The organism is Deltaproteobacteria bacterium, assembly GCA_030690165.1.
Lineage (GTDB): Bacteria > Desulfobacterota > GWC2-55-46 > UBA9637 > UBA9637 > JACRNJ01.
In genome coordinates, this window is the sequence record JAUYHF010000009.1 from 42,916 (window position 1) to 67,926 (window position 25,011).

The 25,011-nt window shown below is 45.8% G+C and carries 27 protein-coding genes; 14 read left to right on the forward strand and 13 right to left on the reverse strand.

The window, feature by feature from the left end; translation table 11 throughout:
• The first annotated feature begins 1 nt into the window (after position 1).
• The 9 genes from Q8P28_02895 to Q8P28_02935 all read left to right on the forward strand — a co-directional run bounded on the left by Q8P28_02895 (position 2) and on the right by Q8P28_02935 (position 6,872).
• Positions 2–826 carry a kelch repeat-containing protein gene (locus tag Q8P28_02895; protein ID MDP2681742.1) on the forward strand — a complete coding sequence of 275 codons (825 nt, stop codon included), beginning with the start codon at positions 2–4 and terminating at the stop codon, positions 824–826.
• 15 nt (positions 827–841) lie between these two features.
• Complete coding sequence (locus tag Q8P28_02900) at positions 842–967, forward strand: kelch repeat-containing protein (GenBank protein MDP2681743.1); 126 nt, start codon at positions 842–844, stop codon at positions 965–967.
• Between the two features lie 431 nt (positions 968–1,398).
• Positions 1,399–1,596 (forward strand): DUF2191 domain-containing protein, encoded by a 198-nt coding sequence (locus Q8P28_02905; GenBank protein ID MDP2681744.1) that lies wholly within the window; start codon positions 1,399–1,401, stop codon positions 1,594–1,596.
• Positions 1,586–1,981, forward strand: coding sequence for a PIN domain-containing protein (locus Q8P28_02910; GenBank protein MDP2681745.1), 396 nt, complete (start codon positions 1,586–1,588; stop codon positions 1,979–1,981). The genes Q8P28_02905 and Q8P28_02910 overlap by 11 nt, the downstream gene beginning before the upstream one ends.
• A 98-nt stretch (positions 1,982–2,079) precedes the next feature.
• Positions 2,080–2,325 (forward strand): CopG family antitoxin, encoded by a 246-nt coding sequence (locus Q8P28_02915; GenBank protein MDP2681746.1) that lies wholly within the window; start codon positions 2,080–2,082, stop codon positions 2,323–2,325.
• Positions 2,326–2,373: 48 nt separating this feature from the next.
• The gene (locus Q8P28_02920; GenBank protein MDP2681747.1) at positions 2,374–2,715 is read left to right on the forward strand and encodes a peptide chain release factor-like protein; all 342 of its coding nucleotides are present in this window, start codon (positions 2,374–2,376) and stop codon (positions 2,713–2,715) included.
• Positions 2,716–2,718: 3 nt separating this feature from the next.
• Positions 2,719–3,297, forward strand: coding sequence for a hypothetical protein (locus Q8P28_02925; protein ID MDP2681748.1), 579 nt, complete (start codon positions 2,719–2,721; stop codon positions 3,295–3,297).
• Positions 3,298–3,321: 24 nt separating this feature from the next.
• Positions 3,322–4,338: an adenosylcobinamide-phosphate synthase CbiB gene (gene cbiB, locus Q8P28_02930; protein MDP2681749.1), complete on the forward strand. Its 1,017-nt coding sequence runs from the start codon at positions 3,322–3,324 to the stop codon at positions 4,336–4,338.
• 128 nt (positions 4,339–4,466) lie between these two features.
• The gene (locus Q8P28_02935; GenBank protein MDP2681750.1) at positions 4,467–6,872 is read left to right on the forward strand and encodes a hypothetical protein; all 2,406 of its coding nucleotides are present in this window, start codon (positions 4,467–4,469) and stop codon (positions 6,870–6,872) included.
• On the opposite strand, the gene Q8P28_02940 is transcribed toward Q8P28_02935, so the two are convergent.
• The 10 genes from Q8P28_02940 to Q8P28_02985 form a co-directional block, all read right to left on the reverse strand.
• Positions 6,873–7,679: an SUMF1/EgtB/PvdO family nonheme iron enzyme gene (locus Q8P28_02940; protein ID MDP2681751.1), complete on the reverse strand. Its 807-nt coding sequence runs from the start codon at positions 7,677–7,679 to the stop codon at positions 6,873–6,875.
• Positions 7,663–8,307 (reverse strand): beta-ketoacyl synthase N-terminal-like domain-containing protein, encoded by a 645-nt coding sequence (locus Q8P28_02945; protein MDP2681752.1) that lies wholly within the window; start codon positions 8,305–8,307, stop codon positions 7,663–7,665. Before Q8P28_02945 ends, Q8P28_02940 begins: the two co-directional genes overlap by 17 nt.
• A gap of 10 nt (positions 8,308–8,317) precedes the next feature.
• On the reverse strand, positions 8,318–9,766 hold the full coding sequence (locus tag Q8P28_02950; protein ID MDP2681753.1) for a radical SAM protein: 1,449 nt from the start codon (positions 9,764–9,766) through the stop codon (positions 8,318–8,320).
• A gap of 11 nt (positions 9,767–9,777) precedes the next feature.
• Positions 9,778–10,935 carry a beta-ketoacyl-[acyl-carrier-protein] synthase family protein gene (locus Q8P28_02955; GenBank protein MDP2681754.1) on the reverse strand — a complete coding sequence of 386 codons (1,158 nt, stop codon included), beginning with the start codon at positions 10,933–10,935 and terminating at the stop codon, positions 9,778–9,780.
• On the reverse strand, positions 10,932–12,026 hold the full coding sequence (locus tag Q8P28_02960; protein ID MDP2681755.1) for a class I SAM-dependent methyltransferase: 1,095 nt from the start codon (positions 12,024–12,026) through the stop codon (positions 10,932–10,934). The genes Q8P28_02955 and Q8P28_02960 overlap by 4 nt, the downstream gene beginning before the upstream one ends.
• A gap of 15 nt (positions 12,027–12,041) precedes the next feature.
• Entirely contained in the window at positions 12,042–13,190 is a 1,149-nt protein-coding gene (locus tag Q8P28_02965; GenBank protein MDP2681756.1) for a beta-ketoacyl synthase N-terminal-like domain-containing protein, read from the reverse strand.
• The gene (locus Q8P28_02970; protein ID MDP2681757.1) at positions 13,187–14,395 is read right to left on the reverse strand and encodes a beta-ketoacyl-[acyl-carrier-protein] synthase family protein; all 1,209 of its coding nucleotides are present in this window, start codon (positions 14,393–14,395) and stop codon (positions 13,187–13,189) included. The genes Q8P28_02965 and Q8P28_02970 overlap by 4 nt, the downstream gene beginning before the upstream one ends.
• A gap of 224 nt (positions 14,396–14,619) precedes the next feature.
• Positions 14,620–15,441 carry a polysaccharide deacetylase family protein gene (locus Q8P28_02975; GenBank protein MDP2681758.1) on the reverse strand — a complete coding sequence of 274 codons (822 nt, stop codon included), beginning with the start codon at positions 15,439–15,441 and terminating at the stop codon, positions 14,620–14,622.
• 6 nt (positions 15,442–15,447) lie between these two features.
• Positions 15,448–16,779 (reverse strand): FlgO family outer membrane protein, encoded by a 1,332-nt coding sequence (locus Q8P28_02980; GenBank protein ID MDP2681759.1) that lies wholly within the window; start codon positions 16,777–16,779, stop codon positions 15,448–15,450.
• Between the two features lie 25 nt (positions 16,780–16,804).
• Positions 16,805–18,040: an ATP-grasp domain-containing protein gene (locus Q8P28_02985; protein ID MDP2681760.1), complete on the reverse strand. Its 1,236-nt coding sequence runs from the start codon at positions 18,038–18,040 to the stop codon at positions 16,805–16,807.
• 251 nt (positions 18,041–18,291) lie between these two features.
• Between Q8P28_02985 and Q8P28_02990 the strand changes: the two genes are divergently transcribed.
• The 5 genes from Q8P28_02990 (at position 18,292) to Q8P28_03010 (ending at position 22,612) form a co-directional block, all read left to right on the forward strand.
• Positions 18,292–18,870, forward strand: a complete 579-nt coding sequence (locus tag Q8P28_02990) for a hypothetical protein (protein ID MDP2681761.1) — start codon at positions 18,292–18,294, stop codon at positions 18,868–18,870.
• 141 nt (positions 18,871–19,011) lie between these two features.
• Positions 19,012–19,956: a dialkylresorcinol condensing enzyme gene (locus Q8P28_02995; GenBank protein MDP2681762.1), complete on the forward strand. Its 945-nt coding sequence runs from the start codon at positions 19,012–19,014 to the stop codon at positions 19,954–19,956.
• Positions 19,957–20,004: 48 nt separating this feature from the next.
• Entirely contained in the window at positions 20,005–21,159 is a 1,155-nt protein-coding gene (locus Q8P28_03000) for a beta-ketoacyl-ACP synthase III (GenBank protein ID MDP2681763.1), read from the forward strand.
• Between the two features lie 11 nt (positions 21,160–21,170).
• Complete coding sequence (locus Q8P28_03005; GenBank protein ID MDP2681764.1) at positions 21,171–21,614, forward strand: hypothetical protein; 444 nt, start codon at positions 21,171–21,173, stop codon at positions 21,612–21,614.
• Positions 21,614–22,612, forward strand: coding sequence for a BtrH N-terminal domain-containing protein (locus Q8P28_03010; protein ID MDP2681765.1), 999 nt, complete (start codon positions 21,614–21,616; stop codon positions 22,610–22,612). Before Q8P28_03005 ends, Q8P28_03010 begins: the two co-directional genes overlap by 1 nt.
• On the opposite strand, the gene Q8P28_03015 is transcribed toward Q8P28_03010, so the two are convergent.
• Genes Q8P28_03015 through Q8P28_03025 form a run of 3 tightly spaced genes read right to left on the reverse strand, consistent with a single transcriptional unit; the run spans position 22,609 to position 25,011 of the window.
• Positions 22,609–23,583 (reverse strand): hypothetical protein, encoded by a 975-nt coding sequence (locus tag Q8P28_03015; protein MDP2681766.1) that lies wholly within the window; start codon positions 23,581–23,583, stop codon positions 22,609–22,611. The genes Q8P28_03010 and Q8P28_03015 overlap by 4 nt on opposite strands.
• Positions 23,576–24,745, reverse strand: a complete 1,170-nt coding sequence (locus tag Q8P28_03020; GenBank protein MDP2681767.1) for a beta-ketoacyl synthase N-terminal-like domain-containing protein — start codon at positions 24,743–24,745, stop codon at positions 23,576–23,578. The genes Q8P28_03015 and Q8P28_03020 overlap by 8 nt, the downstream gene beginning before the upstream one ends.
• Entirely contained in the window at positions 24,745–25,011 is a 267-nt protein-coding gene (locus Q8P28_03025) for a phosphopantetheine-binding protein (protein MDP2681768.1), read from the reverse strand. The genes Q8P28_03020 and Q8P28_03025 overlap by 1 nt, the downstream gene beginning before the upstream one ends.

Consider the following 25,011-nt stretch of genomic DNA (forward strand, 5'->3'; position numbering starts at 1 on the left):
AATGTCAGAAAATTACGGCTATATGCGAAGCTGCTTTGTAAAAGCAATAATATGTTTTTTGCTCCTTGTCCTGCCCCTTTATCTGTATGCAGAAGTGGCGATATGGGAGACCAAAAAGCCTGCACTGAAGGAGAGGTCAGAAGTAGCCGCAGCTTCCATTGAGGGAAAGATTTATGTAATAGGCGGTTTCGGAAGATTTAGTGTAACCGATCTTCTGGAAGAGTATGACACCTCCACAGATACGTGGAAGAAAAAGGCGCCTTTGCCCACGTCTCTACATCACGCAGGGGCGGCTGAGGCTGGAGGAAAGATATATGTTATTGGCGGTTTTAAGAGGCTCTGGCCCTGGTCGCCGATGGATACTGTTTACGAATATAATCCGGCAAAAGACCAGTGGACTCAAAAGGCATCCATGCCGACTGCGCGAGGCGCATTAGCCTTGGGGGTTGTTAACAACAAGATATATGCCGTTGGCGGGGTGGGTAAAGATGGAGACACAAAGGCAAATGAGGTCTATGACCCCATGACCAATACATGGGAGATAAAACCCCCCATGCCCACTGCCCGGGATCACCTATCAATAGGGAGCGTTGAAGGAAAGATATACGCAATAGGGGGAAGGCTTGGGACATATGCAAAGAATTTGGCTATAAACGAGATGTATGACCCGAAAACAGATACATGGAAAAACCTCGCGCCCTTGCCGACACCGCGAAGCGGGATTGCTGCCTCTGTTTTACATGAAAGGATATATGTATTCGGAGGTGAGTCTTCGGAAGGGACATTTAAGACGGTTGAGGGATATGATCCGAAAACAGATTCCTGAAAAACCATGCCTCCGATGCCCACTGCACGCCACGGCCTGAGTTCTGCAGTGGTCGGGAAGAAAATCTATGTAATAGGCGGCAGTAAAAGGCCCGGCGGGTCAGTAAGTAACATCAATGAGGTCTTTACCCCGTCTCCTTAGGCAATTTTTAAGAAATGGGGACAGATTTATTTTTCCATAATTTTTGGGATACCATACTTAACTTTTGGCATTGATGACAAAAAGGCTTTTGAGGTCAACTCTTTACATTGGCAAAATAGATTTTAAAATGCTATAGACTTTATATGGCAATGCCGTGCGGTTTATCACCTATCACAGCAATAAAAAAGAATCTCCATTGAAAATTCGCCTCTGGTTTTATCCTTGTAAAATGAAACCTCTTATTTTAAAATGCAAGCAGGCCGCATAATCTACCATGAGTTAGAATCTTTTGCCCTGAACGAAACAGGCTATGATAATCTTAATATTTTATGGTTAAGGGGAGCAATCTAAAAACAGTAACAATAAATAATATAGATTTTGCACTAATTTGTGTTATAATACAGTGCGAAATAACTATAAAAGGAGTGTATATGCGAGCCACCATAACCATAGAAAAGGATATACTTGACAGCATTCTTATGGAAACACATGCAAAAAGTAAGACTTCTGCTGTAAAAATAGTTATAGATGACTATTTGCGAAGAAAAAAAATAGAGAAGATAAAATCAATGAAAGGCAAACTTGAATTTGATAAATCTGCTGAAGAAATAAGGCATTATGAACGGTGAGAAGATCTTAATAGACACCTCCGTATGGATAGACTACTTTAAGTCTGCAAGCAACAATATTGTTGAACAGGTTGATGAAATTTTAACTAATGCAGAGGTTTATGTTCCCAAATCTGTTATTGCTGAACTCATTCAAGGCGCAAAGTCAGAAAAAGAAATATCAGTGATTGAAGAATTTGTGAATGCCTTTCATCTCATTGACCAGTCAGAGGATACATGGTCAAAGGCAGGCAAACTATCCTATACAATGAAAAGAAAAGGCATCACAGCAAACCTCATGGACTGTTATTTGGCTGTAATTGCACAAGAAAACAATTGCAAAATCCTTACACTTGACAGGCATTTTAAAGATATTAAAAAGTTTTTGAGGATTGAACTTGTATAATGAGCAAGAAGGATGGGGAATTACAGCAGTTGGAAAATAAAATTAAGATGGATCTGATATTGCAAGACCTGAGCCCCTCACCGCTGTAAAGGAACTTTATGAGAAAACATAGGAGTTCAATAGCACGGGCAGCATCTTACAAAGACATTGGTAAGTTTTGGGATACCCACTATTTATCTGACTTCTGGGATAAAACTAAAGAGACATTGTTTGAAGTAGATATTGAACAGAAATTACTTAATTACGCGGTTGACAGGACACTTTCAGAAAAGATTCAGCCCCTTGCACAAAAATGTGGAGTTACTGCTGGCTGTAGCACGAAATATCACTGTATTGCCTGTTAAAGAACTATTAAAGATTGCAAAGTAATTTTAAAGAAAATTGGATTGCGTATGTCTGCAAACTCTGTTATCAATATAAGAAAATCCGATATAGAGATAGAATTCTATCGGAGTTCAGGTCCCGGCGGTCAGCACAAGAATAAAACTGCCACTGCTGTCCGCATAAGGCATATCCCGACAGGGATTATTGCGCAGGCTTCGGAGAGACGCTCACAGCATCTAAACAGGGAAATAGCAATGGAGAGGCTTAAAAAGGCCATTGCAAAGATGTTATTTAAACCTAAAAAACGCATTTCTGTTAAGGTTTCTGAATCGCAGAAGAGAAAACGGCTTGAGCAAAAGAAGAAAGTAGCAAAGAAAAAAGTATTAAGAAGGGTCTCAGAGGAGGGATAGGATATGAACAAAAAAGTGGCCAGAAAAGGTCTAATGAGGTTGATTTTGTTTTTACTGCTTACTGCCTACTGTTTACTTACCACTGGACTTATGGGTTGCGGCAAAAAAGAAAAAGAGACTGCAAAGGAAGATGCCCAAGTCTCAGTAGTTGAAAAAAAGACAGAGGTTACGTCCTCGGTCGATAGCGCATCTCCTGAATTTACAGCAGATACATACAAGGGTGTGCTTGTCGTATCGTCAGTAGAAGGCGTTGATTGGCAAAAAGGTGTAATAACTGCTGTGGGCAGAGGTTTACCGCCAAAAGATATTACAAACCCGGCACAGGCAAGGCTACTTGCAATGCGTGCGGCAAAAGTGGAAGGCTATAAAAATTTATTGGAGATAATCCTGAAGATGAAAACGGCTCCTGACAGGGGCATGAAAGAATATCTTGACGAAAAACATATAGAAATAACCAGAATAGAAGGCTTTGTTAAAGGCGCAATGGTTGTTAAAGAAGAATATAAGAATGACGGCAGCGCAGAGGTTACATTGGAAGTTCCTATAGCCGGTGGAAGCGGGCTGGTAGCGGAGCTTAAATAAAATATGTGATTAGACTTTTAGCCTATGTCCTTTTTAAACCTCATTACCCATTACTCATTACCTATTACTATCTTCTTTGCATATCTCCTTGATTTAATACTCGGCGACCCGAGATGGCTTCCGCATCCTGTGAGATGGATTGGCAGATATATTTCATTCCTTGAAGATAAAATAAGAAGATTTGCAACCCCCCCAGCCCCCCCTTTAATAAAGGGGGGGGGAAGAGAGGAAAAGATTGGCGGGGTATTTCTTTTTATCATTATTGTTGGAACAGTGTTTGGTGCGGCATGGTTTCTCTTGTATCTTGCCTATCAGCTATCAGCTATCAGCTATCAGCTATTAGCCGTCTTTATTGCGTATGTCTCGCTTTCCATCAAATCATTGAAGGATGAGGCATTGTCAGTTGCATACGCAGTGGAAAATATTTCCATAGAAGAGGCCAGAAAAAGGTTAAAGAATATTGTAGGAAGGGATACTGAAAATCTTTATAAAGGCGAGATATACCGCGCTGTTACAGAAACTGTTGCAGAGAATACATCAGACGGCATTATTGCCCCGCTCTTTTATCTTGCCCTTGGCGGGCCAGCGCTGGCTCTGGCATATAAGGCGGTCAATACACTTGATTCAATGGTCGGCTATAAAAATGAGAGATATAAAAACCTTGGCTGGTTTTCTGCCAGGATGGATGATATTGCCAATTTCATACCTGCAAGGATTACAGCCATCTTGATGGTTTTTGCCTCTTTTATCCTTAGATTCAACTGGAGAAATTCTTTAAAGATAATATGGAGAGATGCAAGAAAACATCCAAGCCCCAACGCAGGCTTTCCTGAGGCTGCTGTTGCAGGCGCGCTGGGGTTACAGCTTGGCGGGACGAATTATTATTTTGGCGCGCCGCACCACAGGCCGCTTATCGGAGCATTTAGAAGTCAAAATGGATTTACCATAAAGACAGTTAAAGATGCTGTCAGAATCACATATCTTACCGCATTTTTAGGCGCTATTTTGGCAGTATTGGCTGCAAAACTTGCTTTGTCTTGACAAACAAATATGATTTTGTTAATATCATAGCCATATCAGGCGGACTGATGGGCAAGATGCGGCAGGTTTATCTTATTTAACTTTTGACTGTTGACTCTTAACTTTACGTAAAAGGGGGTATTGTAGACATGAAAAGGTTTTTACTCCTTTCCGCTCTATCTCTGGTATTTGCCATAACAGCCTATCTTTATCCCTGGGCCGGTTTAAAAATCATCCCCGATGCCTTTGCCACAGGCGGCGCATTTATCAACACCAAGCACGGCGGCGGCACAACAGATGGTCTTACACCCTGCGCCGGAGGCGTGAACAGGGGATTGGGGGCAGACTATGAGGGGCTCACTGCTGACCCTTGCAATACCCTTCCTGGCACAAACCCTTACAATAGCACCAACCCCGAGGCAGGCACATACGGCTCCGGCGAATGTCTCCACTGCCATGAACCTATGGGAAGCTTTGGCGGGAGCGAGCCGCACCCAAATACCTCTTCAACACCTGCTGATACAGCAGGTCCGAGTCCCTATCTTCTCTTTAAGGGAGATTATAACTCCGCAACAACAAATGGGGCAAGCGCCGAACTTTGCTGGTATTGTCATCAAAATCAAGTCAATATAAACAACTCTAACAGCCCCCGCAGTATGGGCAGATGGAGTTTCTATCAGGGTAAGACGATTTTCCAGGCATCCAGCCATTTTCTTCCGCCTTTCGACCCACAATTCGCAACAGGCCAATTTTACTGGCCTGGCACTACTGGCGACCCTGTCCAAATATGGCCGAGGCAAAATAGGTCTGGCCTCCCAACTGGTAACAAGGGAAGCTGTCTTAACTGCCATACCCCGCACGGAATAAAGGCGGCAAATGCGGCCAATGCTTATGACACAACAGCCCCTGACGGAACCGGCGGCGTGCCTGCCACCAAGCAGATTCCCTGCGCTGACCCGAATATACTGAATAATCCGATAGGGTGCAACCCTTCTGTAATGTCTGATTACATGATACCCCGAAAGCTTATTGCATGGGAGGAAAACCTCTGTGAGGCGTGTCATAGCGGACCAGGCCCATCAACAAAGGATATCCGGGAAGAGATAAACAAGAGACATCCGGTCGGCGGCGCCGGTAGTGGTCATCCTATTGATGATACTGCCCTATCAGGCCGTCATACGGTAAGAGAGTCTATCCCTCTTACCTTAACAGAGGGTAGTCGTCTTGTTACTGAAAAACATGTAGAATGTTACGATTGCCATAATCCTCATGCAGTAAAACTCGGCGGGAATGATCCCCTTCTCTGGGACGATGGGGGCAGGTTAAAGGGGATAAGATATATTACGCTCGGCGGCGGCACGCTCGCGCTCCCCGGCACGATATGCGACCCTGTAAGTTCCACTAACCCTGCGGAATGCACGACTTTCAACGGTTTCACTAAGACCTCTGCGCAGCCGTTCATCTATGAACTCTGTTTCAAGTGTCATGGGGATCCTTACGCAAGTTTTGTTCCGGACCGGCCTTGCAGCCCCGCATGTCCTGATAATAATCCACTCAGAACCACAGTTGCGCAGAACGGCTGCACAACGAGAACGCCTGCGTCATCATGCACTGACGGCAGCAATAAAAGACTGGAATTTAATCCACTCACACAGGCCAATGACGGCTTTGGCGGCACCCTTGCGGGCAACAGGGCATATCATCCTGTGGCCGTGCCAGGCAGGAATACATCCAGAGCCCTTTGCTTACAGCTTAAGACTAAGCAAAACGGCAGCGTTGTAGGCGGTTTTGCCGGTCTTGATTGCACAAGCGCTGCGGCAGCTACAGCTTCTTTATCAAATTTAACCATCTACTGTACCGATTGCCACAATAACGACGCTGCAGGCGCTGGGAATTTTACCGGACTAACCGCAACCCCCACTTATCCCGGCCCTGTTACTGAATCGAGCCTCAGGTCAACAGATAAGGCCTCCGCGTTCAATCTCCCTGCTACTCCGGTTGGTCCGCATGGGTCTGTAAATCCAAGGATCCTTCGCGCACAATATAACACAGGCTTCACCTGTCCTGACGGCACCGGCGCCCTCGGCAGCAAATGCACCCAAGGTTTTAACGCTGCAAATTTTGCCCTCTGCTTTCAATGTCATAATATTGACCCATTTGTCAGGACTGATGGCACAGTGTTAGACCCAGTAACCAACACCCGGATCGTAGCAACAAATTTCTTCAATGCGTCTCTGGGAAGTCTTCATGAATGGCATCTTATTCGGAAAACTAACAGCTCTTGCATCAATTGTCACTACAATATCCATTCAAATTATGAACAGGCGCATACTCAACTTGGTACGGCTACAGGAGGAGTCGATCTTCCTCCGGATGGGGACACACATCTTATAAATTTTTCACCGGCGGTAACTGCTAATGGTTTAGCAAAACCTGCCTGGTATTATCGCGGCGGGAATATGGGATGTACTGTAACATGCCATGGCATAAAAATGGATGGTGCTGGAATAGGAGGAGGAGGCAGGAATGCAATATATGTATTTAACCCTTCTTAATTAAAACCTGGCGCACCTGAATCCGCCGTCATCTCCACCCATGTCCGGCCAGTAAAAGTTTCTGTATGATGACCGTGCAAAGAGCCTGATGAGAGAATTATAATGCCCTTTGAAATTCCCGACGCCCCCGCGTAGTATCCTGAATTTTTTGCCAAAATCTCCATTCTTCATCTTACTTCCTGGATATGGTTCATACCATGCATCAACCCATTCCATCACATTTCCACCCATGTCATACACCCCATAGTAGCTTTTGTCTGTTTCGTATGAGCCAACCGGAACGGTATCTCCTGTGGTGAGGTTGGCCTTATTCTCATCATATTCCTTTCCCCATGGGTATCTATTTCCCAATGGTCCCCGGGCAGCCTTTTCCCACTCTTCCTCTGTTGGAAGGCGCTTCCCGGCCCATTTGCAGTAAGCCCTGGCATCAAACCATGTTACATTATTTACAGGATGCTTCCCTCTTCCATCAGGATAGACACCCTTTTCCCAATCCCAGGAAGGCGGGAGGGGATACCCTGTTGCGTAAGTAAATATCTTGTAGCGCTCATTCGTTACCTCGTATTTATCTATGTAAAAACCAGGCAGGAATATATTTCTCATAGGTCTTTCATTTCCATAGAAAGCCCCTCCCCGGGATCCAACATCCTTTCCAAGACCCTCGGTGTCAATATCCTCGCTTCCCATAATAAACCGGCCTGAGGGTATGAACACCATCCCTTCAATAGGCAGCGCCTTTTCCCCTGTGCAGGAAAAGAGAAAAAGCGCTGCGGCTATGTAAAGATATTTCTTAATGAAATATGACAAGCTTGTTTTTCCCTTCAATAAATCCTTCCACCATACTGAAAGACTCTTCTATGGTCTTTATCATTACCTCTCCCTGCAAGAGAGTATCATTATATCCAATAACCTCTCTTAAGCAAACACCTTCTTCCTTCTTCTTTTGCGCTTCATCAGGGGTGAGGCTCTCCATTATAATAACCATTGCCCCATTCTCAGACACGCCGCCTGCAATAACCGCATTCATTACGCCTCTATGCAGCAATTCAAAGCCATATCCTACTGCCTTCAGGAATGAAGAGGCCCCGCTAACAATGGTAAGAGCCTCGCCCTTTATGCCAAAGGCAATGGTCGCCTGGGCTGTTATGGCATTGTGACTTGTGTAAGGAAAAAGCAGAGGGCTCGCGCCAATGGGACCCTCTGATACAAGGCCTTTAAAAAATTCCGCCTTGCATTTGTCTATGGCATTATCTATGCCAAAGACAATACCGGTGGTGTCTAATTCCAAATTTCTAATTTGTTTTAGCGCCGCAGATAGTGCGGCCAGAGTTAGTTCCTCAGCCCTGAGCACAGTCTTAACTGGCTTCGGTGTTTCTATATGGCTCGGGCCTTCCCTGCATATACCCATGCCTGTTATGAAAATCCTTGTGTCCATAAAATTAGTTTTAAGCGGCCTTTACCCTTCCTGCCTTCTTTAAAATAAAAAATATCATGACATCCCAGCCTGCTATTAAAAGCCTTTTAATCCCTGCCGGGTCTTTGAGCATGGCGATAAATAAAGAAAGGGTCTTTTGCGGCCTCCAGTAATATTTTGCAATGGCCTTTTTGTATTCCCAGTCTAATTCCTTTTCAGTCCATCCATGCGGGATAAAAACGAAATTCATGGCATTCATCTTTTTCCAATCAGGGGAAAACTGCCCATATTTGTGGGCGTCCTTATATATCTCTGTGCCTGGGAAAGGTGTAAATTTGCTGATATTTATGATGTCAAAAGGCAGCCTCTTTGCAAGGTCAATGGTCTCTTTAATGGTCTCGCGGGTCTCAAGGGGATGTCCCATCATAAAAAGCCCCTTTACTTTTATCCCTGCCTCATGTGTCCAGCGCACGGCTTTTTCTATTTCCTCCAACGTAATCCCCTTTGCCACAAGGTCAAGTATCTTCTGCGAGCCGCTCTCTATGCCGTATGCAATCTCCCAGCACTCTGCCTTTTTCATCAGGGCAAGGGTTTCAGGGGTTACTGTATTCACCCTTGCGTCGCATGTCCAGCTTATGTTCAATTTTTTAGCCATAATACTTTCGCAGATTGTTTTAATCCTTGATCCCGATGCGGCAAAGAGATCATCATAAAATATAATGTGCCTGATTCCATATCTTTCCACAAGATGCCCTATCATCTTTATAACATAATCTGCGCTGTAGCATCTGTAGCGGTTCCCGAATACAGACCTGTCGCAGAATATGCACTGGAAAGGACATCCCCTGGATGTAACCATGGACGCCACAGGGAGTTCCTTATAGCTCATAAGCGGCGGCTGATAACGTTCCGGGAAACCTTCCAGCAGATCCCATGCAGGTATTGGCAGGGTATCCAGATTTTCTATATACGGCCTTTTTGGCGCAAGCCTTGCCGCGCCGTCATGCCTGTAAACCAGCCCCTTTACCCCCCCAAAATCTTTGGTGTGAGGGTTAACAGCCTCAAGGAATTCAATAATGGTCTCTTCCCCCTCGCCGATTATCCCTGCGTCAAATTGCGGAAAATCCTGGATTGTCTCAATGGGAAGGGCAGTAACATGAGGTCCGCCGATAAGGGTTATAATATTTTTATCATATTCCTTTATCTCTTTTGCCAGAAACGCAGCATTGAGAAAAGAAATTGTGGATGCCCTGAACCCCACTACTTTAGGCCGCTCCTTTATGATATAGGCAATGGTCTGCTTAAGGGTAAGCTGCAGCGCGCCTGCCTCCAATATCTTAGGCTCATACCCCTTCTCCCTTAAAACCGAGGCAAGACAGCACAGCCCAAAGGAAGGCATTGTATTCTCCAGTGTCTTTGGCAGGGGAACAGATGTGTCCCATGCAGCATAGGGTGGATTGACTAAAACTATTTTTGACATTTTATTATCAGTTAATCCGTTGCGCTGAAAAGGAGGGCTGCGTTTTGCCCTCCGAAGCCGGCGGACAGAGAGATGGCTGTTTTTATATCGACCTTTCTTGCTGTATTCGGCACATAGTCAAGGTCACATTCAGGGTCTTTTTCCTGATAGTTTATTGTGGGAGGTATTGCGCCATTTTTGATGGCAAGGAGACACGTTGCCGCCTCTATTGCGCCGCCTGCGCCAAAGCTGTGGCCTATCATGGATTTTATTGAGCTTACCGGTATTTCGTATGCGGGATTGCCGAATGCGAGCTTTATCGCCTTTGTCTCCATTGCATCGTTATATATTGTGCCTGTGCCGTGGGCGTTTATATAATCAGGCTTTGATATGCCTGCCTCTTTTAATGCCGCTTTAATGGCCGCTGCCAGTCCCCGGCCCTCTTTGTCAGGCCCTGTCATGTGATGGGCATCTGCCCTTGAGGCATAGCCTATTATCCTGCCGTAAACCAGCGCACCTCTTTTTTTTGCGGCGACAGCCTCTTCCAGAACAAGAAATGCAGCGCCCTCGCCAAGCGCTAAGCCATCCCTGTTTTTGTCAAACGGCCTTACCTTGGTCTTTGTCAGCGCTTTAAGATTATTAAAACCGCAGAATGCAAACTCGCTTAATGTGTCGGATCCGCCTGCTACCATTACATCGGCCTTTCCCCAGAGGATATTTCTGTATGCCATACCAAGGGCATCTGTGCCTGATGCGCAGGCAGTGGACACAGTAAGGACATGGCCTTTTATGCCATATTTATCTGTAAGATATCTTTCGCCGGAATAGAAGTGATATTCTTCAGGAAGAGTGGGTTTATTTTCTTTCCATGCCTTTTGGCCTGCAAGGATACCTCCGAGGACTGTGCCGATGTATAATCCAAATCCCCCTGCGCCCGCATCAACCCCTGCATCGGCAAGCGCCTCCTTAAATGCAAAATCAAGAAAATTTATCCATCGTTCCGTCCCTGTATGCTCAAACCTCTTTACCTCTCCTGCTATTTTGCATTCATATCTCCCGGTATCAAAAGACTTAACCTCTTTTATGGCATCCTTTCCCTTCAGCAACTCCTTCCAGAACATTTCAAGCCCATCCCCTGATTCAAGGGGAGATATGATACCGATGCCTGTTACAACGACTTGTCTGCTCATGGCCTCTTAAACACCCATACAGCAGAGTCAAGCATATAAAAATTATTAACCACCGCGTTTAACCCGACAAACCCTATATCCTTAGCCATCCTGACAGTAGAGTCTATATCGCGGAAGCCGTGCCATCCATTGCATACGCTCTCTGCGAAATCGTGTATATATATCCCCTTCCTTACCCATTCATTCTGTATGTGCCTCTTTTGCCTGTCAGGATACCCCCACGCAACAATACCCGCAGCGCCGCCGGGCTTCAAAATCCTGTATATGTCTTTATATACATATTCGCGCAGGGGTTCCGGGATATAAGGGTCTCCACATGAGAAAAACACCCTATCAAAAGTCATGTCTTTAAACGGGAGTTTTGACCCAAAGCCGTTCCATCTGCGCGCATCAACCCAGCTTATCTTTCCGGAATTCTCTCCGAGCCTTGACATCACGAACTGCCTCATTGCGCCGGTAAAGTCTATTGCAGTTATTCCGGCATTCGGGAAATCCCTGCATATGGCTTTAAGCCCGTGGCCTGTCCCGTAGCAGAGGTCCAGCATTTGACAGTCCTCTGTTTTATCCGATGCCATAGCCTTTAAGAGTATATCCCTTGCTATGCTGAACTCATAATTTCCGAGGAACCTGTCCCATATATCCTCCATGCCTTTGGCAAAATTATAAAGATGATCGCCGCCGCGCAGAAACTCGCCTGCATAGTCAATGCACCTGCCGAAAAACTCCACCTCGCTGTAAAAACCCTCTTTTAGGGTCTTTCTCTCAATTAGAGAAAGCGCCGGCAGAGGTTTTACATCATCGTTGTATATGCAGCTATGCGCCGGGTTCTGCGAAACATACCCGCACTCTTCAAGAAAATCCAGCAGGATAAACAACATCCTCTTCCTTGCACTGTCTCCTGTCTTGTATTTAAGCTGTCCCGCGGCCCTATCGCAGAATTCTTCTCTTGTAAAACTCTTCATCTCTTTTATGACAGAGATGAGCCCTTCCTGTTCCGCAAATTCAACAAGCCTTAATGTAAATGCCCTCGGGACAATAAACTGCCTTAATATGTCAATCCCTGTCTTTATGTCTTCAAAGACTGCTGTCATAATCCTCACCTTCTTCTAATACAAACGCATTAAATAAAGTAAAGAGCCGCTCCCCTCAAATCCGATTGAACTTATTAGCGCCATATCTGCCTTTACCTCTTCTTCCTTTGTGTTGGGCCTGCACCAATCCATCTCTTTTATCAGGCCATCTCCAATGGTTGACGGAGGTATGATTCCTTTATGAAGCGCCATTGCCGCTGATGCGGCCTGCATTGCGCTGCCAGCGGCAAAACATTCGCCTGTAAGGGGTTTAATATTCCCCACAAAGACCTTCGCCGCGTTTTTATTATTCCCTGATAGCAATGCCTTTAATATCCCGGCCTCAACAACATCTTTGCCGGTGCCGTTTGCGCCTGTTACCGCATAGATTATCTTATTATCAAAATCCTTTGCATCAGAAATTCCGGCATAAAGAACCGCGCCCCTTTTGACTGCCGCCTCTTTTTTTTCAAGCACAAGCATGCACGCGCCTTCTCCTGTCACGAACCCGTTTCTATCAGAGGCAAAGGGCTTAATGCCTTCTTTTCCCCTGTTATTCGGCGACAGCAGCCTGAACCTTGCATAGCTGTCAAATACCAGGGCGTCTATCTCCTCTGCGCCGCCTGCAATGCAGACATCCAGATTATTATTCCTCATAACCCTTATTGCGTAATCAATGGCGTCTATCCCGGCCGGTATGCCGCCGGCGATTGTATGCGCCGCGCCCTTTATATTGAATGCAATCGAGGCATTGCCAGCAGGCGCATTTAGGACAGAGTCTGAAAAAAACATAGGGCTGGCTGAGAGCGCCCCTTCCCTTATCAGCGCAGTGTGGAAGTCCCTGGTGTAATTCATTGCGCCGTGAGTAACACCCACAATAAGGCCGGCCTTTGCCGGGTCCCATACGGAGGGGTTGAGCCCACTGTCCTTTATGGCCATATCTGCGGCCGCAAGACAGTATTTAGATATCTTTGCCGCCCTCCTGAATCTCTTGTCAAAAAAAACAGCATCTATATCGTCTGTGTTTATCTCTGCGCCAAGGCGGCTTCTCTGTCCTCCGGTATCAAAACTCTTTATCTCTTTTATACCGGTTCTACCGGCAAGGAGCGCATCCCAGAATACAGGATTGCCGATACCGATGGGGCTTACAATGCCGATGCCTGTAATAACATATTCGCAGCTCATGTGTTAACATCCTGAAATACTATTGCGGCATTCGCCCCGCCAAAACCGAATGAGTTTGAAACAGCCCTTTTTATTGATATCCTCTGGCCGGGCTTATCAACGATATTAAGGGGACAGTCGGGGTCAGGGGTTTTGTAATTCAGATTCGGCGGAAGAACCCCTTCCTTCATTGCCAAAATAGTAATAACAGCCTCTACTGCGCCTGCCCCGCCAAGGAGATGGCCTATCATGGATTTTATTGAGCTTACCGGTATGGTTTTGGAGATGTTTCCAAAGACACGTTGGATTGCCTTTGCCTCCATAGCGTCATTATAAGTCGTGGCTGTACCGTGGGCGTTTATATAGTCAATCCGGGACGCATCAATTTGAGCGTCCTCCAACGCATTTGATATTGCTGCAGCGGCAGAAGCGCCGCCCGGCTCAGGCCGCGTAATATGAAACGCATCGCTGGACTCACCGTATCCTATAACCTCCGCGATAATATCCGCTCCCCTTCCCTCAGCGCGCCCCATCTCCTCAAGCACCATAACACCGGCTCCCTCTCCGAGCGCGAGGCCGTCGCGCCCTTTATCAAACGGCCTGCAAAGCGAAGGGGTTACTGCCTGAAGCGAATTAAAGCCCGCAAATGTAAATTCGCACATAGTATCATAACCGCCGGCAATGATTGTATGCGCGCGGCCTGAAAGTATCTCTTTATACGCAAACCCTATGGCATTTGTACCTGATGCGCAGGCATTGGAGATTGTAAACTGCCTGCCGTTTAATCCGTATTCTTCGGCTAAATGAGAGCCCTGACAGTGGGCAAGATAATCCAGAATGAGCGAAGGGCTTCCCTTTTTCCCATAGACTCTGCTGCGATGGTATGTCTCGCCTGAAAACATTCCCCCTAACGTTGTTCCTAATATAAGCGATGTATCATGAGGGAGGCCTTCCTTTAAACCCGCTTCCAGAACCGCCTCGTCAGCCACTGTCAGCAGAAGCTTTGTCGCCCTGTCAAGCCGCGAAGGTCTTAGTCTTTTGAGTTCTTTCGAAAAATTAAACCCCTTTATCTCTCCGCCGGTCTTACCCCTATAGCTTTTTACATCAAAAGAGGCTATCTCTTTTATTGCATTTCGCCCTTCAATTATTCCTGAAAGATTCTGTTTTTTCCCAATGCCAAGGGCGGTTATCAGGCCGGCTCCGGTAATAACAACTCTTCTATTCATTTTATAAAACCGATAAACTTGCTGTCAAATCTGTAATACCACCCGAAAAATAAAACTAACATTGACAGAAAAAACCATGCGGCCCAAACTGAATAAAAACAAAACCATATAATAGCGCCTAATATGGCTCCAACAAAAAGACATGTGGCTATAAAAGATTTTATGAAATATTTATCAATCATAGTTGCAGCTCATGGCTCTTGGCTCATAGTAGTTACTATCAACTACAACGTTATAACCTCTTTAATAGGCCCAAACTTTATATGCCTTAACAGGCCTTCTAATTTTGGCCTTGTCGTAGATATCCTGAAATAATGCATAAAGCGCCTTGATATCGGGAGGTCTATCTCAGAATGCTCATTATCAAACTCCCATGGATGCACATAAACAAGCCCTGGCTGACCATACCTTTTATTCATCCATTTTAGTTTTGAAAGTGTATACCAGTAAGGTGATATCCTTAACGGAAGTCCGCCTGTAAACGGCAGATTTTCCCAAAGGAATCTCATGGTTGTCAGAGGAAATTCCCAGATATTTCCAAATTCGGTTTTTATCATATAGGGGTACTGCCCAAAATTTCTCTCCCCCATCCTTGTAAGCGGAACCATGCTGGAATCATACAGGATGCCCAATTTTTTCAGCACACACAGAGCCCAAAGCGTATTATTTCTTATTGACCATTCAGGCGCCCTGTAACCCAAAACCCTTTCCCCTGTAACTGCCCTTACAATATCAATTGATTTATTTACATCCTCTTCAAATGCCTCTCTGGATAATTCGAACAGCCTCTGATGATAATAGCCGTGTATTGCCAGCTCATGACCCTCTCTATGGATAGCCCTGATAAGATCCGGTTCCTTTTCAGCTATATACCCAAGGACAAAGAAGGTTGCCCTTGTATTGTACTGCCTCAGGATAGAAAGCACCTTATCCGTATTGCGGGTCACACGGCTTTCATACTCAATCCATTTTGAAGGCATCGCATTATCCGTTGTCCCACAGATGTGATACCAATCTTCCAGATCTACAGTCAGCGCATTTATCATCTTGGATTAGTCTTTGACATTGACTACCTTATCGCCTGAAAACTCTATGTAGAGCTTATCGCGTCTCCCCTGAAGATAAATCCATGTATTTGCATTCAATATATCTCCCAGTGTCATATCAAAGGTCTTTCTATTGCCGGCAATTACCGGCGCCCCTTTAGAGTAAAGCATCTGCCACTTTGTCATTCCAGTCTTTGCCTCGCCACTTGAAATGTAAGACTTTACATCCTCCGGGAACCCCGCTATTACAGGTCCGGGATCATCTTTTGTCAAAAACTTGGAAAGCATTACTGGATTTGGTGTTTTGGCATAGTGATACACAAAGGTATATTCATTCCCTTTCCATGTAAACTTTGCATAGTGCCTCTCGATCTTTGTTAATACAATCTTTTCGCCTGCATGGATTGCAGGCAGGTCTGTGCGGTTTTCCCATCCAGCGGTATTTTTTACAACATGGATGGTTGTCAAAAAATAATATTCCTCACCTATATTAAACTGTCCTGCTGCCTGATGGTTTTCTCTTTTCACCTCAGCCAGCATTGTCTTTTCTTCAGGCAAAGAGGATTGCGCGGCAGCGGTGAATGCCTCCACAGAACTTCTGACCATATTCCCGTATTCGATCTTCTGGCCGGATGCCTCCCTCAAAATAATGCCTGTGGCTGTCTTTTCCTTAACTGCCCTTACCTCTACTTCGCCAATGTCTATCCTTTCTATATCAAGCACCTCTCCTGTCTTGGGATGCTTTATTGCCTTGCCTTCCTTAAAAACAATAAATCTCTTCCCAACCTTAGCGCCGGCAAGCTTACCAATGTCTATTGTAACTGTATTGTCTTCTCCCCTTTCCACAACATAACCCTCCAGAGGAAAATCGCTTATAATCCTAACGGCCATCTCTGTAACAAGCGCTTCAAGCTTTGTGGCGCTTTCACTCTTGACCTTTTCCGCTGCTATGATAGAGCCATTTTCAACATTTATCAGGCGGGCATTTACCTCCATAAATTGTCTGAGTTTCATCACAGAACCTGTAACTACTATTTTTGCGCCAAGAACCTTTCCAAGCCTTGCGATACTATCCGAGTCTACGACTCCGGATACGCTAAGCTTCTGCTCCTGAAGTATCTTTTCAAGAAGCCTTCTTTCAACAACATCAAAACGGCCTTCCTGAACAAGGGCTGTTATGAGCCACTCAGCGACTATCTTTCCTATATCTTCTGTCTCAAATTTTTCACCCTGCACCTGAAAATCCATAACAGCTATCTTGGTCTTTTTAAAATCAGCATAAGCTGTATTTGCCGCAAAAACCAAGACCGTCAAAAAAAGTATTATTAATCTTTTCATAATGCCTCCTCTGTTGTTGTTACAGTTACCTGAAAATCAGCCTCCTCATCTCCTTATTAAAGAAAAAAGGAAGAACAGACGAAACCCTTCCTACAATCGGCATTGGATCAGCGGCAGATATAATATCATCGCCTTGTGTCCTTGTAAAGAAACTTGGATTAAGCCGTAGTCTCTCCGGATTTGATATAAAGTGCAATATATCCCCTGGAATCAACCAGCGGCATCGTATGCCTGTCTCATAATCCCATGCTGGCTCTACATCGCCGTCAACAGCCATTTTATAAAGAAGATACGGGAAATCCATTCCTGATAAAATTGCAAGCTGTAAAGAACCCCAGAATCTTGGATTTATTTCCATAAGTTTTGCCTTGCCGTCCCTTGCATCAACCCTGAACTCTACCATTGCGACACCAACCCAATTTAAAGATTTCAGCAGGCTGACGGCAACATCTCTTATCTCATCATTCTTTACGCTTTCCCTTAATGTGCTTGGCCCTCCGCTGACAGGATATTCCCTGAGCCGCTTATAAACAAAGGCAGCCCTTGGCTCTGAATTAAGATTAAAAAGCGCGCCTACACCATATGCGCCGCCATTCGGGATATACTCCTGGACAAGAGGGAAAGGATACCTGCTGTGAACCTTCTGAAAGGCAGTTAAAAATTCTGAAGGCCTGTTCACATATACAAGCCCCCTTGAACCAGAACTTTCCCTTGGCTTTATAACCAAAGGATATTCCATGCCTTCATCCGAAAATCCCCCCTCACCCTGACCCTCTCCCGCAAGGGGAGAGGGAACTATTTGTTTCCCCTCCCTTGACGGGAGGGGATTAAGGGGAGGGTGAGAATTTTTATATGTCTTCGGACATAAATAGCCGTTTTTCTCAGCATATCTTATAAGCCATGCCTTGTCATTAACCTTGGATATTAAATTGTAATCTGCAAACGGAACCCTTGTATATGGCTCAATCTCTTTTTTATGCTTCAAAATAATCTCAAGGGTTTCAAACTCGGTAGGAAGGAGCATATCGTAGTTATTTGCCTTAACCTCTTTTAAAAGCCAATCAAGAAACTCATCCGGTTTGGATGCGGGAGACGGATATATTACCCGCCTGCTGCAATATTTGGAAAAAAGGGCGGTTGCAAATCTGGTCTTTTCGCCGACTGTAAGATAAAACCCCCTTCTGCCCAGCGACCGCACTGCCGCAAGGGTTTTATTCCACATGGCGTCAAGGATAAGGATTTTTGAGTGGGTACTGACCATAGTCTGACAATCAATTATAATTTGTGGTTAATCAGTCTATCCTAAAGGTTTTTCTCTGTCAAATTTTAAAAAATTATAAAAATTCTTGACTTGCCATTTCTTTTAGTTAAAAATATACAAGTTTTACAATCCGGCAACATCATACAACAGGGCAATATGAAAGGAGGCGATCTGATAAATATAACTCAAGACTTTATCCTTGATCCGACTCATCAGTAATGAAAAAACTTAAACCTAAAAGGAGGCGCTTTATGCACAAAATAATCAAGGGGTTTTTTGTTTGCCTGTTTTTTGTTTTTTTCATAGCCATGGCAAACACAGGACATGCCGAAGACGATATCTACTATGCAAGATGCAATCTAAAGGTGTTAAAGGGAAATAAAATTACATGGGTTAATTATCAATCTGCGCCATCTTTTATTCCAGCTGGCACAAAACTTAAAGTGACTAAAAGCGACAGCGATGTAACCTTGTTGAATATGGCAACAAATGTAAGTTATTCTATAGATGCAGGAGCATCAGGCGACCAGTTTCTGGAAAAATTTGTTACAAAAAAACCTGTTTCTCTCGACAAGTTCCCTGAAAATGTTCAAGCTGATATAAAGCAGGCTGTTCCAAGGATCGGTATGACAAAAGAGCAGGTCTATCTTGCAATGGGGCCTCCGCCGTATATTGATGGTAAAAATGTAACCCAGAACTTAACATATGATGCCATCATGAAAGGCAATTTATGGGTCTGGAGACGTATGAAGATAGGAAAGACTATAGGTGTTGAGTTTGATCCTGCAAGCGGAACCGCAAAACGCGTCGAAGGGGTTTGGGGGAAGTAAACAAATTACGATTTGCGAATTACGAACGAAAAACTGAATTGGATCGCTTTAGCCTATTTAGCCCGTCCCATAACAGATAAACAGGACGGGCTAATTTTTTTCTTGCGGAATTTTTTCATATAAGTAAAATATTAGATTGACATGACGCGCATTTTAGTTCTCTATTATTCACAGACAGGCCAGCTTACACAGGTAGCACATTCTATGATGGCCCCTCTGGAAAATCAGAGGGATATAGAAATTGTATGGGAGAATCTTAAACCCAGAAAACCGTATCCGTTCCCATGGCCGTTTCTTGATTTTCTGGATGTGTTCCCGGAATCTGTGCACATGATTCCGCCTGAGATGGAGCCTGTTTCTTTTGATCCTGACAGCCGTTTTGACTTGATTGTGCTGGCCTATCAGGTCTGGTTTTTATCGCCGTCTTTGCCTGTAACAGGCTTTTTAAAATCGCCTGCGGCAAGGGCGCTCAAAGATACGTCTGTAATTACTTTAATTGCATGCCGCAATATGTGGCTCTGCGCGCAGGAAAAGGTAAAAACCATGTTAAAATCATTGGGAGCCAGACATATTGACAATGTGGTCTTGGTAGACCAGGGGCCGCCGCTGGCGACCTTTGTAACTACCCCGCGGTGGCTCTTAACCGGCAAGAAAGGCGGGTTCTGGGGTATTTTTCCCCCTGCCGGGGTCAGCGCAATGGATATTGCCAATGCCGCGCGTTTTGGCCGCGCAATTGCAGAATCTTTACCTGTGTTGAAATCCAAACCGGGAGCATCTATTCTATGGGGCCTCGGCGCAGTAAAGGTTAATCCCGGCTATATTGCAAGTGAAAAGATAGCGCATCGCAGTTTCTATATCTGGGGCAGGCTGTTTCGTAGAATTGGAGAACGGGGGCACCCGCTACGCAGGCTGCTCCTGATGGTATATGTTGTGTTCCTTATATCTATTATTCTTACAGTAGTGCCTTTGGGTGTAATCTCCCGCGCTGTATTAAAACCATTTTTGCGCCGCAGGCTGGATGCGCAGACAGCTAAATTTGAGCAGCCATCGGGATCATCCACTGAACGGATAGCGCAATACAACTGATTTATATTACCTTCTTGCCCCGAAAATGTTTCTTTGAAGAGGTTACACATGACGCCAGCAGTTTACATAAATGATATTGCAGGGTTTCTGCCCAATGAGCCGATAGGCAATGATGCAATAGAACAGGCGCTTGGAATGGTCGGCGGCAAACCCTCCCGCTCAAAAAAACTCGTTTTGCGGAATAACGGCATCAAGACACGTTATTACGCCATAAACCCTCAGACCGGCAAATATACCCACAATAATGCGCAGATGACAGCAGAGGCCGTACGTGCCTTGTCAAAAAAGAGCGGCTTTAATCTGAATGACATGGAGGTCTTAAGCTGCGGCACATCAAGCCCTGACCAGTTTCAGCCTGCGCACGGACAGATGGTGCAGGGAGAGCTTGGCTGTCCGCCCTGCGAGGTTATTACCACAGCAGGTGTATGCAGCTCAGGCATGACGGCAATGAAATACGGATATATGAACGTTGCATTGGGGTTGTCAAAAACCGCTGTGTGCGCAGGTTCCGAGTTTGCATCCAGTTTTATGCGCGGCGCAAATTTTGAACCGGAAATCCAGGCGCGTATAGACAAGTTGGAAAAACATCCTGAACTTGGCTTTGAAAAGGATTTTATGCGCTGGATGCTTTCTGACGGCGCAGGCGCGGCGCTTATATCCTCCAAGCCCAATCAAAACCGCATCTCGCTGTGTATTGACTGGATTGACTATCTGTCCTTTGCCGGAGATATGCCGGTCTGCATGTACAGCGGGGCAATAAAACAGGAAGATGGTTATCTGAAAGGGTGGCGTGAAGCAGAAGATCCCCTTGACATTATTAAGCAGGGTTATTTTTCCAGTAAGCAGGACGCCAGACTTCTGGATAAACATATAATCTCCATATCAGTGGAGCGCGCCTTATTGCCAATCGCAGCAAAACGCGGCCTCAGGGCAGATGAGGTTGCATGGTTTCTGCCGCATTATTCCTCAGAGTATTTCCGTGAAAAGCTGCACAATTCAATGTCATCAAATGGTTTTAATATCCCGTTTAACCGGTGGTTTACAAATCTGACTGTAAAGGGGAATGTAGGCGCTGCCTCTATTTATCTTATTATAGAGGAACTGCTGTATTCCGGCAGATTGAAAAAGGGCGAGAGGCTTCTCTGCTATATCCCGGAAAGCGCAAGATTCTCCATCTGTTATATGCTTCTGACTGTTGTATAAGATTAAAACAAATGAAGGCCAAAGAGGTTCCACAGGAAGAATCCATACTTGAAGGCAACCGCCGCGCCTGCTATGCAGAGGATGAACACGGCAGATATGTGGTGGTGCCGAGCAAGGGCTGGGAGGTTGAAAATATTATTAATGCCCAGGCCCATGCTGAAATTGATAAGCATGTTGAAGAGGCAAGACAGGATGTTTTGCGCGGAGAGGCCAGCCCCTTGAAATATCATATGCTAAAGTGTCAAATGACGCCCGGCCTTCTGGCTGCAACAACAGGCCTGTGGCGATGGCAGGTGCATCGCCATTTTAAACCAAAGGTATTTGCCCGCCTTAAAAAGCCGATGCTTGAGCGATATGCCGATGCCATGAAAATGAGCGTAGAAGAACTATGCAAAGCGCCTCATAATATCCAACCCAAAAATCATGTCATGCCTGCTGAAACAGAGAAGACTTAATGAAACAACCTTTTGACCACCGCCATGCAGCGCATTGCGAAAGCGGCACAATGAGCGCACTCTTACGAAACCGCGGACTGGATTTAAGCGAGCCCATGGTCTTTGGCATCGGAGGCGGTTTGTTTTTTCTATATATGCCGTTTATCAAAATGGGCGGAATAACCCTCACGGCATATCGCGCTGCGCCAAGGGCCATTATTAAAAATATATGCAAACGTTTAGGCATTACCCTTCACACTATGCGTTTTAGGAAACCTGAAGACAGCATGGCCGAACTTGACCGCCTGCTGGAAAAAGGCATATCAGTCGGCTTGCAGGCCTCTGTGTTCTATCTTCCATATTTTCCGCGGGACATGCGTTTTCAGTTTAATGCCCACAATCTGGTTGTCTTTGGAAAAGAGGGAGACAATTATCTTATCAGCGACCCGGTCTTTGAACATCCTGTCTCCTGTCCGGCTGATGATTTGCGCAGGGCGCGTTTTGCAAAAGGGATATTTGCGCCAAAAGGGCTTTTGTATTATCCGGAAAAGATACCTGCTTCGCCTGATTTGAAAGAGCCGATAAAAAAGGCTATCCGCCAAACCTGCGGCAGGATGCTGAATACCCCTTTGCCGTTTATCGGGGTGCGGGGCATCCGTTATCTGGCAAGGGCGATAGAGCGCTGGCCTGTTAAGCTTGGGCCTGAAAAAGCGCCTATATATCTGGGAAGCGTTGTCCGGATGCAGGAAGAGATAGGCACAGGCGGGGCAGGATTCAGGTTCATGTATACCGCATTTTTACAAGAGGCATCGGATCTGCTCGGCCTGTCTCAGCTTAAAGATGCGGCAAAGATGATGTCGGAAAACGGCGACCTCTGGCGCGAGTTTGCAGTCAAGGGCGCCCGGTTGTGCAAAGGCCATGAGACAGGCAAGGAGAATTATAGTGAATTAGCAGTGATTGTCATGGAATGCGCTGACCGTGAAGAAGAGATATTCCGTCTGTTAAAGCAGGCAGTTTAGGGCTGCACTGGAAATGCGCGCACACCAACCACCATTGCCCGTCCATAAAGGTTGCTGTTCACATGAAAATATAGCGCCGGCTCAGAATGAGGCTGGTCAAACACAGAGGCAATGCCGAATGCCGCGGCAGTGTGAAAGCATCCGCAATATTTTAGATAATTCTTTATCTCTGCCTGAGGAAGGCGGTTTAAAAGCCCCTCTATATATTTTTTGTCCAGACGAAAGCCTGGAAGCAGATATGCCTTTTCATGTTCTGTAATCCACGGCGATATCGCATCTGCAGCTGCGTTCAACCACTCTGATAATGCATCTCCATTTATCTCTTTTACCATCAGCAATTTTCCTATGGCATTCCGGCTGTTTTTCCCAAGACAAAGCCAGCCGCTCCCTTCGCCCATTATCTGCCTGTCTTCAAGTTTTATGCGGTGCATATGCTCTGAACGGGGATGCGAGCGCTCATCTGCGCCGCCTGCAATGGCGCATTCGACAGTCCCGTCCTCAATATCTGTTTGGGCCAGTCTGAGCGCAGTTTCAAATGAAAGCTCTTCCTGTGATATTGTAATATTGCGTGACTCAATGCCCGAGGCCTTTGCAATATAAAACGATGTGGCGCTGCTGACTGAATTTACAAAGCTGTATGGAGAGACAAGCCCTTCTTCATCCCCCAATACCTGCTCAAATATAGATACTGTTTTTTTAACCTCGCCAAGGCCTGTGCTGAAATATATCCCTGTGTCAGGAGATATCGGATGCGCCATGCGCCGGATGGCAATCTGAGAGCCTGTCACGGAAATCTCTGAAAAGTGTCCTATGCGCCGGAAGTCATGTCTGGTCAACTGCCTCACAATATCCTGCAAATCGCAAGATTCCGGGTCGCTTTTTAAAACCCTGCGCTCAGCCGCTGTTGTATCGGTATTCGGCCCCACTGCTGACGCAGACAAGATATATACAGGGTCTTTCCTTTTATCCATATCTTAAAACCAGCGATGTATTATTTCCACCGAACCCAAAGAAATTTAACAGATAATAGCCCTTATTAGCATCAAGATGCGCTTCAAGCGGCGCTATTCCAATTGCAGGGTCAATCTCGCTAAAGCCGAACGTCCTTGGTATGAAGCCTGCATCAAGGCATCCTATAAAGGCCGCTGTTTCTATTGCGCCGCATGCCCCAAGCGTATTGCCCACATAGCCTTTTAAGGCAGTAAACGGCGGAATCGCGCTGTCAAACAATGTTCTCATGCCTCTTGTTTCCGCAAGATCATTGTCAGGGCTGGCTGTACCGTGCGTCTTTATGGCAGTCACATCTCTGGGCTCTATGCCGACGTGTTTTATGGCCTTCAGCATTACATCATGCGCAGAGGCGCCGTTTAGTCTGCTGCTTACCACATTATGCGTATCGCACAGGTTTGCCCAGCCGCAAAGGGAATATCTGTCTTTAGAAGTCTTCTCTTTTTTTTCCATTATTATCGCGGCGCATGCCTCGCCCATCTGGATGCCGCGGCGGTCTGCGTCAAAAGGCTTACAGCCGCAGGGGTCCAGAAGCATCAGAGAGTTAAAACCGTTTAAGGTAACCACGCTTATAAACTCAGCCCCTACTACGATTGCCTTTTTTATATCCCCGCGCTCAATCATGCCCCCTGCGGCAAGCATTGCATTTGCGCTGGATGTACATGCAGTTGTGATAGTTATTACAGGCCCATTTATGCCCAGACGCCTTGCAAGGCGCGATGCAATATGCCCTGCGCCCCGCCTTGCAAGCGGCGCTGGCATGTTTTCGCCCTTCTGTTTTTTAATCCTGTATTCAATCTCTGCCTCAAGTATAAACCCTGATGAGCCAATGATAAACGCGCAGTCTTTCAGGGATTCCGTATCCAGTCCTGCCTGCATCATCGCCTCATTAACTGCCTTAAGTATTACGGCATCAATAAACTCCTCCGCTGTTTTGGCTCTTTTCACAGCCTCCTCCCTCCCGGGTATAAAAGAAATCTTGAATCTTTCAGGGATAGACGGAGATATTGAGACAAGGCTTGTGCTGTCCAACCCTTCCCTTATATGCTCAACAAGCGTCTTTACACCCGCGCCGCAGGATGATACAGCGCCGATGCCGATGATATTTACACCTTTGTTTGACATTATCCTGGCTGGACAGCGTCTGCTAACGCATTGATGGATTTCATGACTATGAGCGCATCCTTGCTGTCAACGATGCGCACCCCGAACCGCGTCTTAAGGGCAACTGAAAGCTCCAGCACATCAAGAGAATCCAACCCCAGCGCTGAATCCGAGCCGAGGATAGCCGCATCGTCCGGTATTGTTTCAGGCGCGACCTTTTTGCGGCACGTCTCCACAATAAGCTTTTTAAGCTCCATTTTGAGTTGTGTGTCCTGAGAACCCACCAC

Coding starts and splice junctions, on each gene's coding strand:
- Q8P28_02895 (MDP2681742.1), top strand. CDS start 2: ATGTCAGAAAATTACGGCTATATGCGAAGCTGCTTTGTAAAAGCAATA.
- Q8P28_02900 (MDP2681743.1), top strand. CDS start 842: ATGCCCACTGCACGCCACGGCCTGAGTTCTGCAGTGGTCGGGAAGAAA.
- Q8P28_02905 (MDP2681744.1), top strand. CDS start 1,399: ATGCGAGCCACCATAACCATAGAAAAGGATATACTTGACAGCATTCTT.
- Q8P28_02910 (MDP2681745.1), top strand. CDS start 1,586: ATGAACGGTGAGAAGATCTTAATAGACACCTCCGTATGGATAGACTAC.
- Q8P28_02915 (MDP2681746.1), top strand. CDS start 2,080: ATGAGAAAACATAGGAGTTCAATAGCACGGGCAGCATCTTACAAAGAC.
- Q8P28_02920 (MDP2681747.1), top strand. CDS start 2,374: ATGTCTGCAAACTCTGTTATCAATATAAGAAAATCCGATATAGAGATA.
- Q8P28_02925 (MDP2681748.1), top strand. CDS start 2,719: ATGAACAAAAAAGTGGCCAGAAAAGGTCTAATGAGGTTGATTTTGTTT.
- cbiB (MDP2681749.1), top strand. CDS start 3,322: ATGTCCTTTTTAAACCTCATTACCCATTACTCATTACCTATTACTATC.
- Q8P28_02935 (MDP2681750.1), top strand. CDS start 4,467: ATGAAAAGGTTTTTACTCCTTTCCGCTCTATCTCTGGTATTTGCCATA.
- Q8P28_02945 (MDP2681752.1), bottom strand. CDS start 8,307: ATGGACACAAGGATTTTCATAACAGGCATGGGTATATGCAGGGAAGGC.
- Q8P28_02950 (MDP2681753.1), bottom strand. CDS start 9,766: ATGTCAAAAATAGTTTTAGTCAATCCACCCTATGCTGCATGGGACACA.
- Q8P28_02955 (MDP2681754.1), bottom strand. CDS start 10,935: ATGAGCAGACAAGTCGTTGTAACAGGCATCGGTATCATATCTCCCCTT.
- Q8P28_02960 (MDP2681755.1), bottom strand. CDS start 12,026: ATGACAGCAGTCTTTGAAGACATAAAGACAGGGATTGACATATTAAGG.
- Q8P28_02965 (MDP2681756.1), bottom strand. CDS start 13,190: ATGAGCTGCGAATATGTTATTACAGGCATCGGCATTGTAAGCCCCATC.
- Q8P28_02970 (MDP2681757.1), bottom strand. CDS start 14,395: ATGAATAGAAGAGTTGTTATTACCGGAGCCGGCCTGATAACCGCCCTT.
- Q8P28_02975 (MDP2681758.1), bottom strand. CDS start 15,441: ATGATAAATGCGCTGACTGTAGATCTGGAAGATTGGTATCACATCTGT.
- Q8P28_02980 (MDP2681759.1), bottom strand. CDS start 16,779: ATGAAAAGATTAATAATACTTTTTTTGACGGTCTTGGTTTTTGCGGCA.
- Q8P28_02985 (MDP2681760.1), bottom strand. CDS start 18,040: ATGGTCAGTACCCACTCAAAAATCCTTATCCTTGACGCCATGTGGAAT.
- Q8P28_02990 (MDP2681761.1), top strand. CDS start 18,292: ATGCACAAAATAATCAAGGGGTTTTTTGTTTGCCTGTTTTTTGTTTTT.
- Q8P28_02995 (MDP2681762.1), top strand. CDS start 19,012: ATGACGCGCATTTTAGTTCTCTATTATTCACAGACAGGCCAGCTTACA.
- Q8P28_03000 (MDP2681763.1), top strand. CDS start 20,005: ATGACGCCAGCAGTTTACATAAATGATATTGCAGGGTTTCTGCCCAAT.
- Q8P28_03005 (MDP2681764.1), top strand. CDS start 21,171: ATGAAGGCCAAAGAGGTTCCACAGGAAGAATCCATACTTGAAGGCAAC.
- Q8P28_03010 (MDP2681765.1), top strand. CDS start 21,614: ATGAAACAACCTTTTGACCACCGCCATGCAGCGCATTGCGAAAGCGGC.
- Q8P28_03015 (MDP2681766.1), bottom strand. CDS start 23,583: ATGGATAAAAGGAAAGACCCTGTATATATCTTGTCTGCGTCAGCAGTG.
- Q8P28_03020 (MDP2681767.1), bottom strand. CDS start 24,745: ATGTCAAACAAAGGTGTAAATATCATCGGCATCGGCGCTGTATCATCC.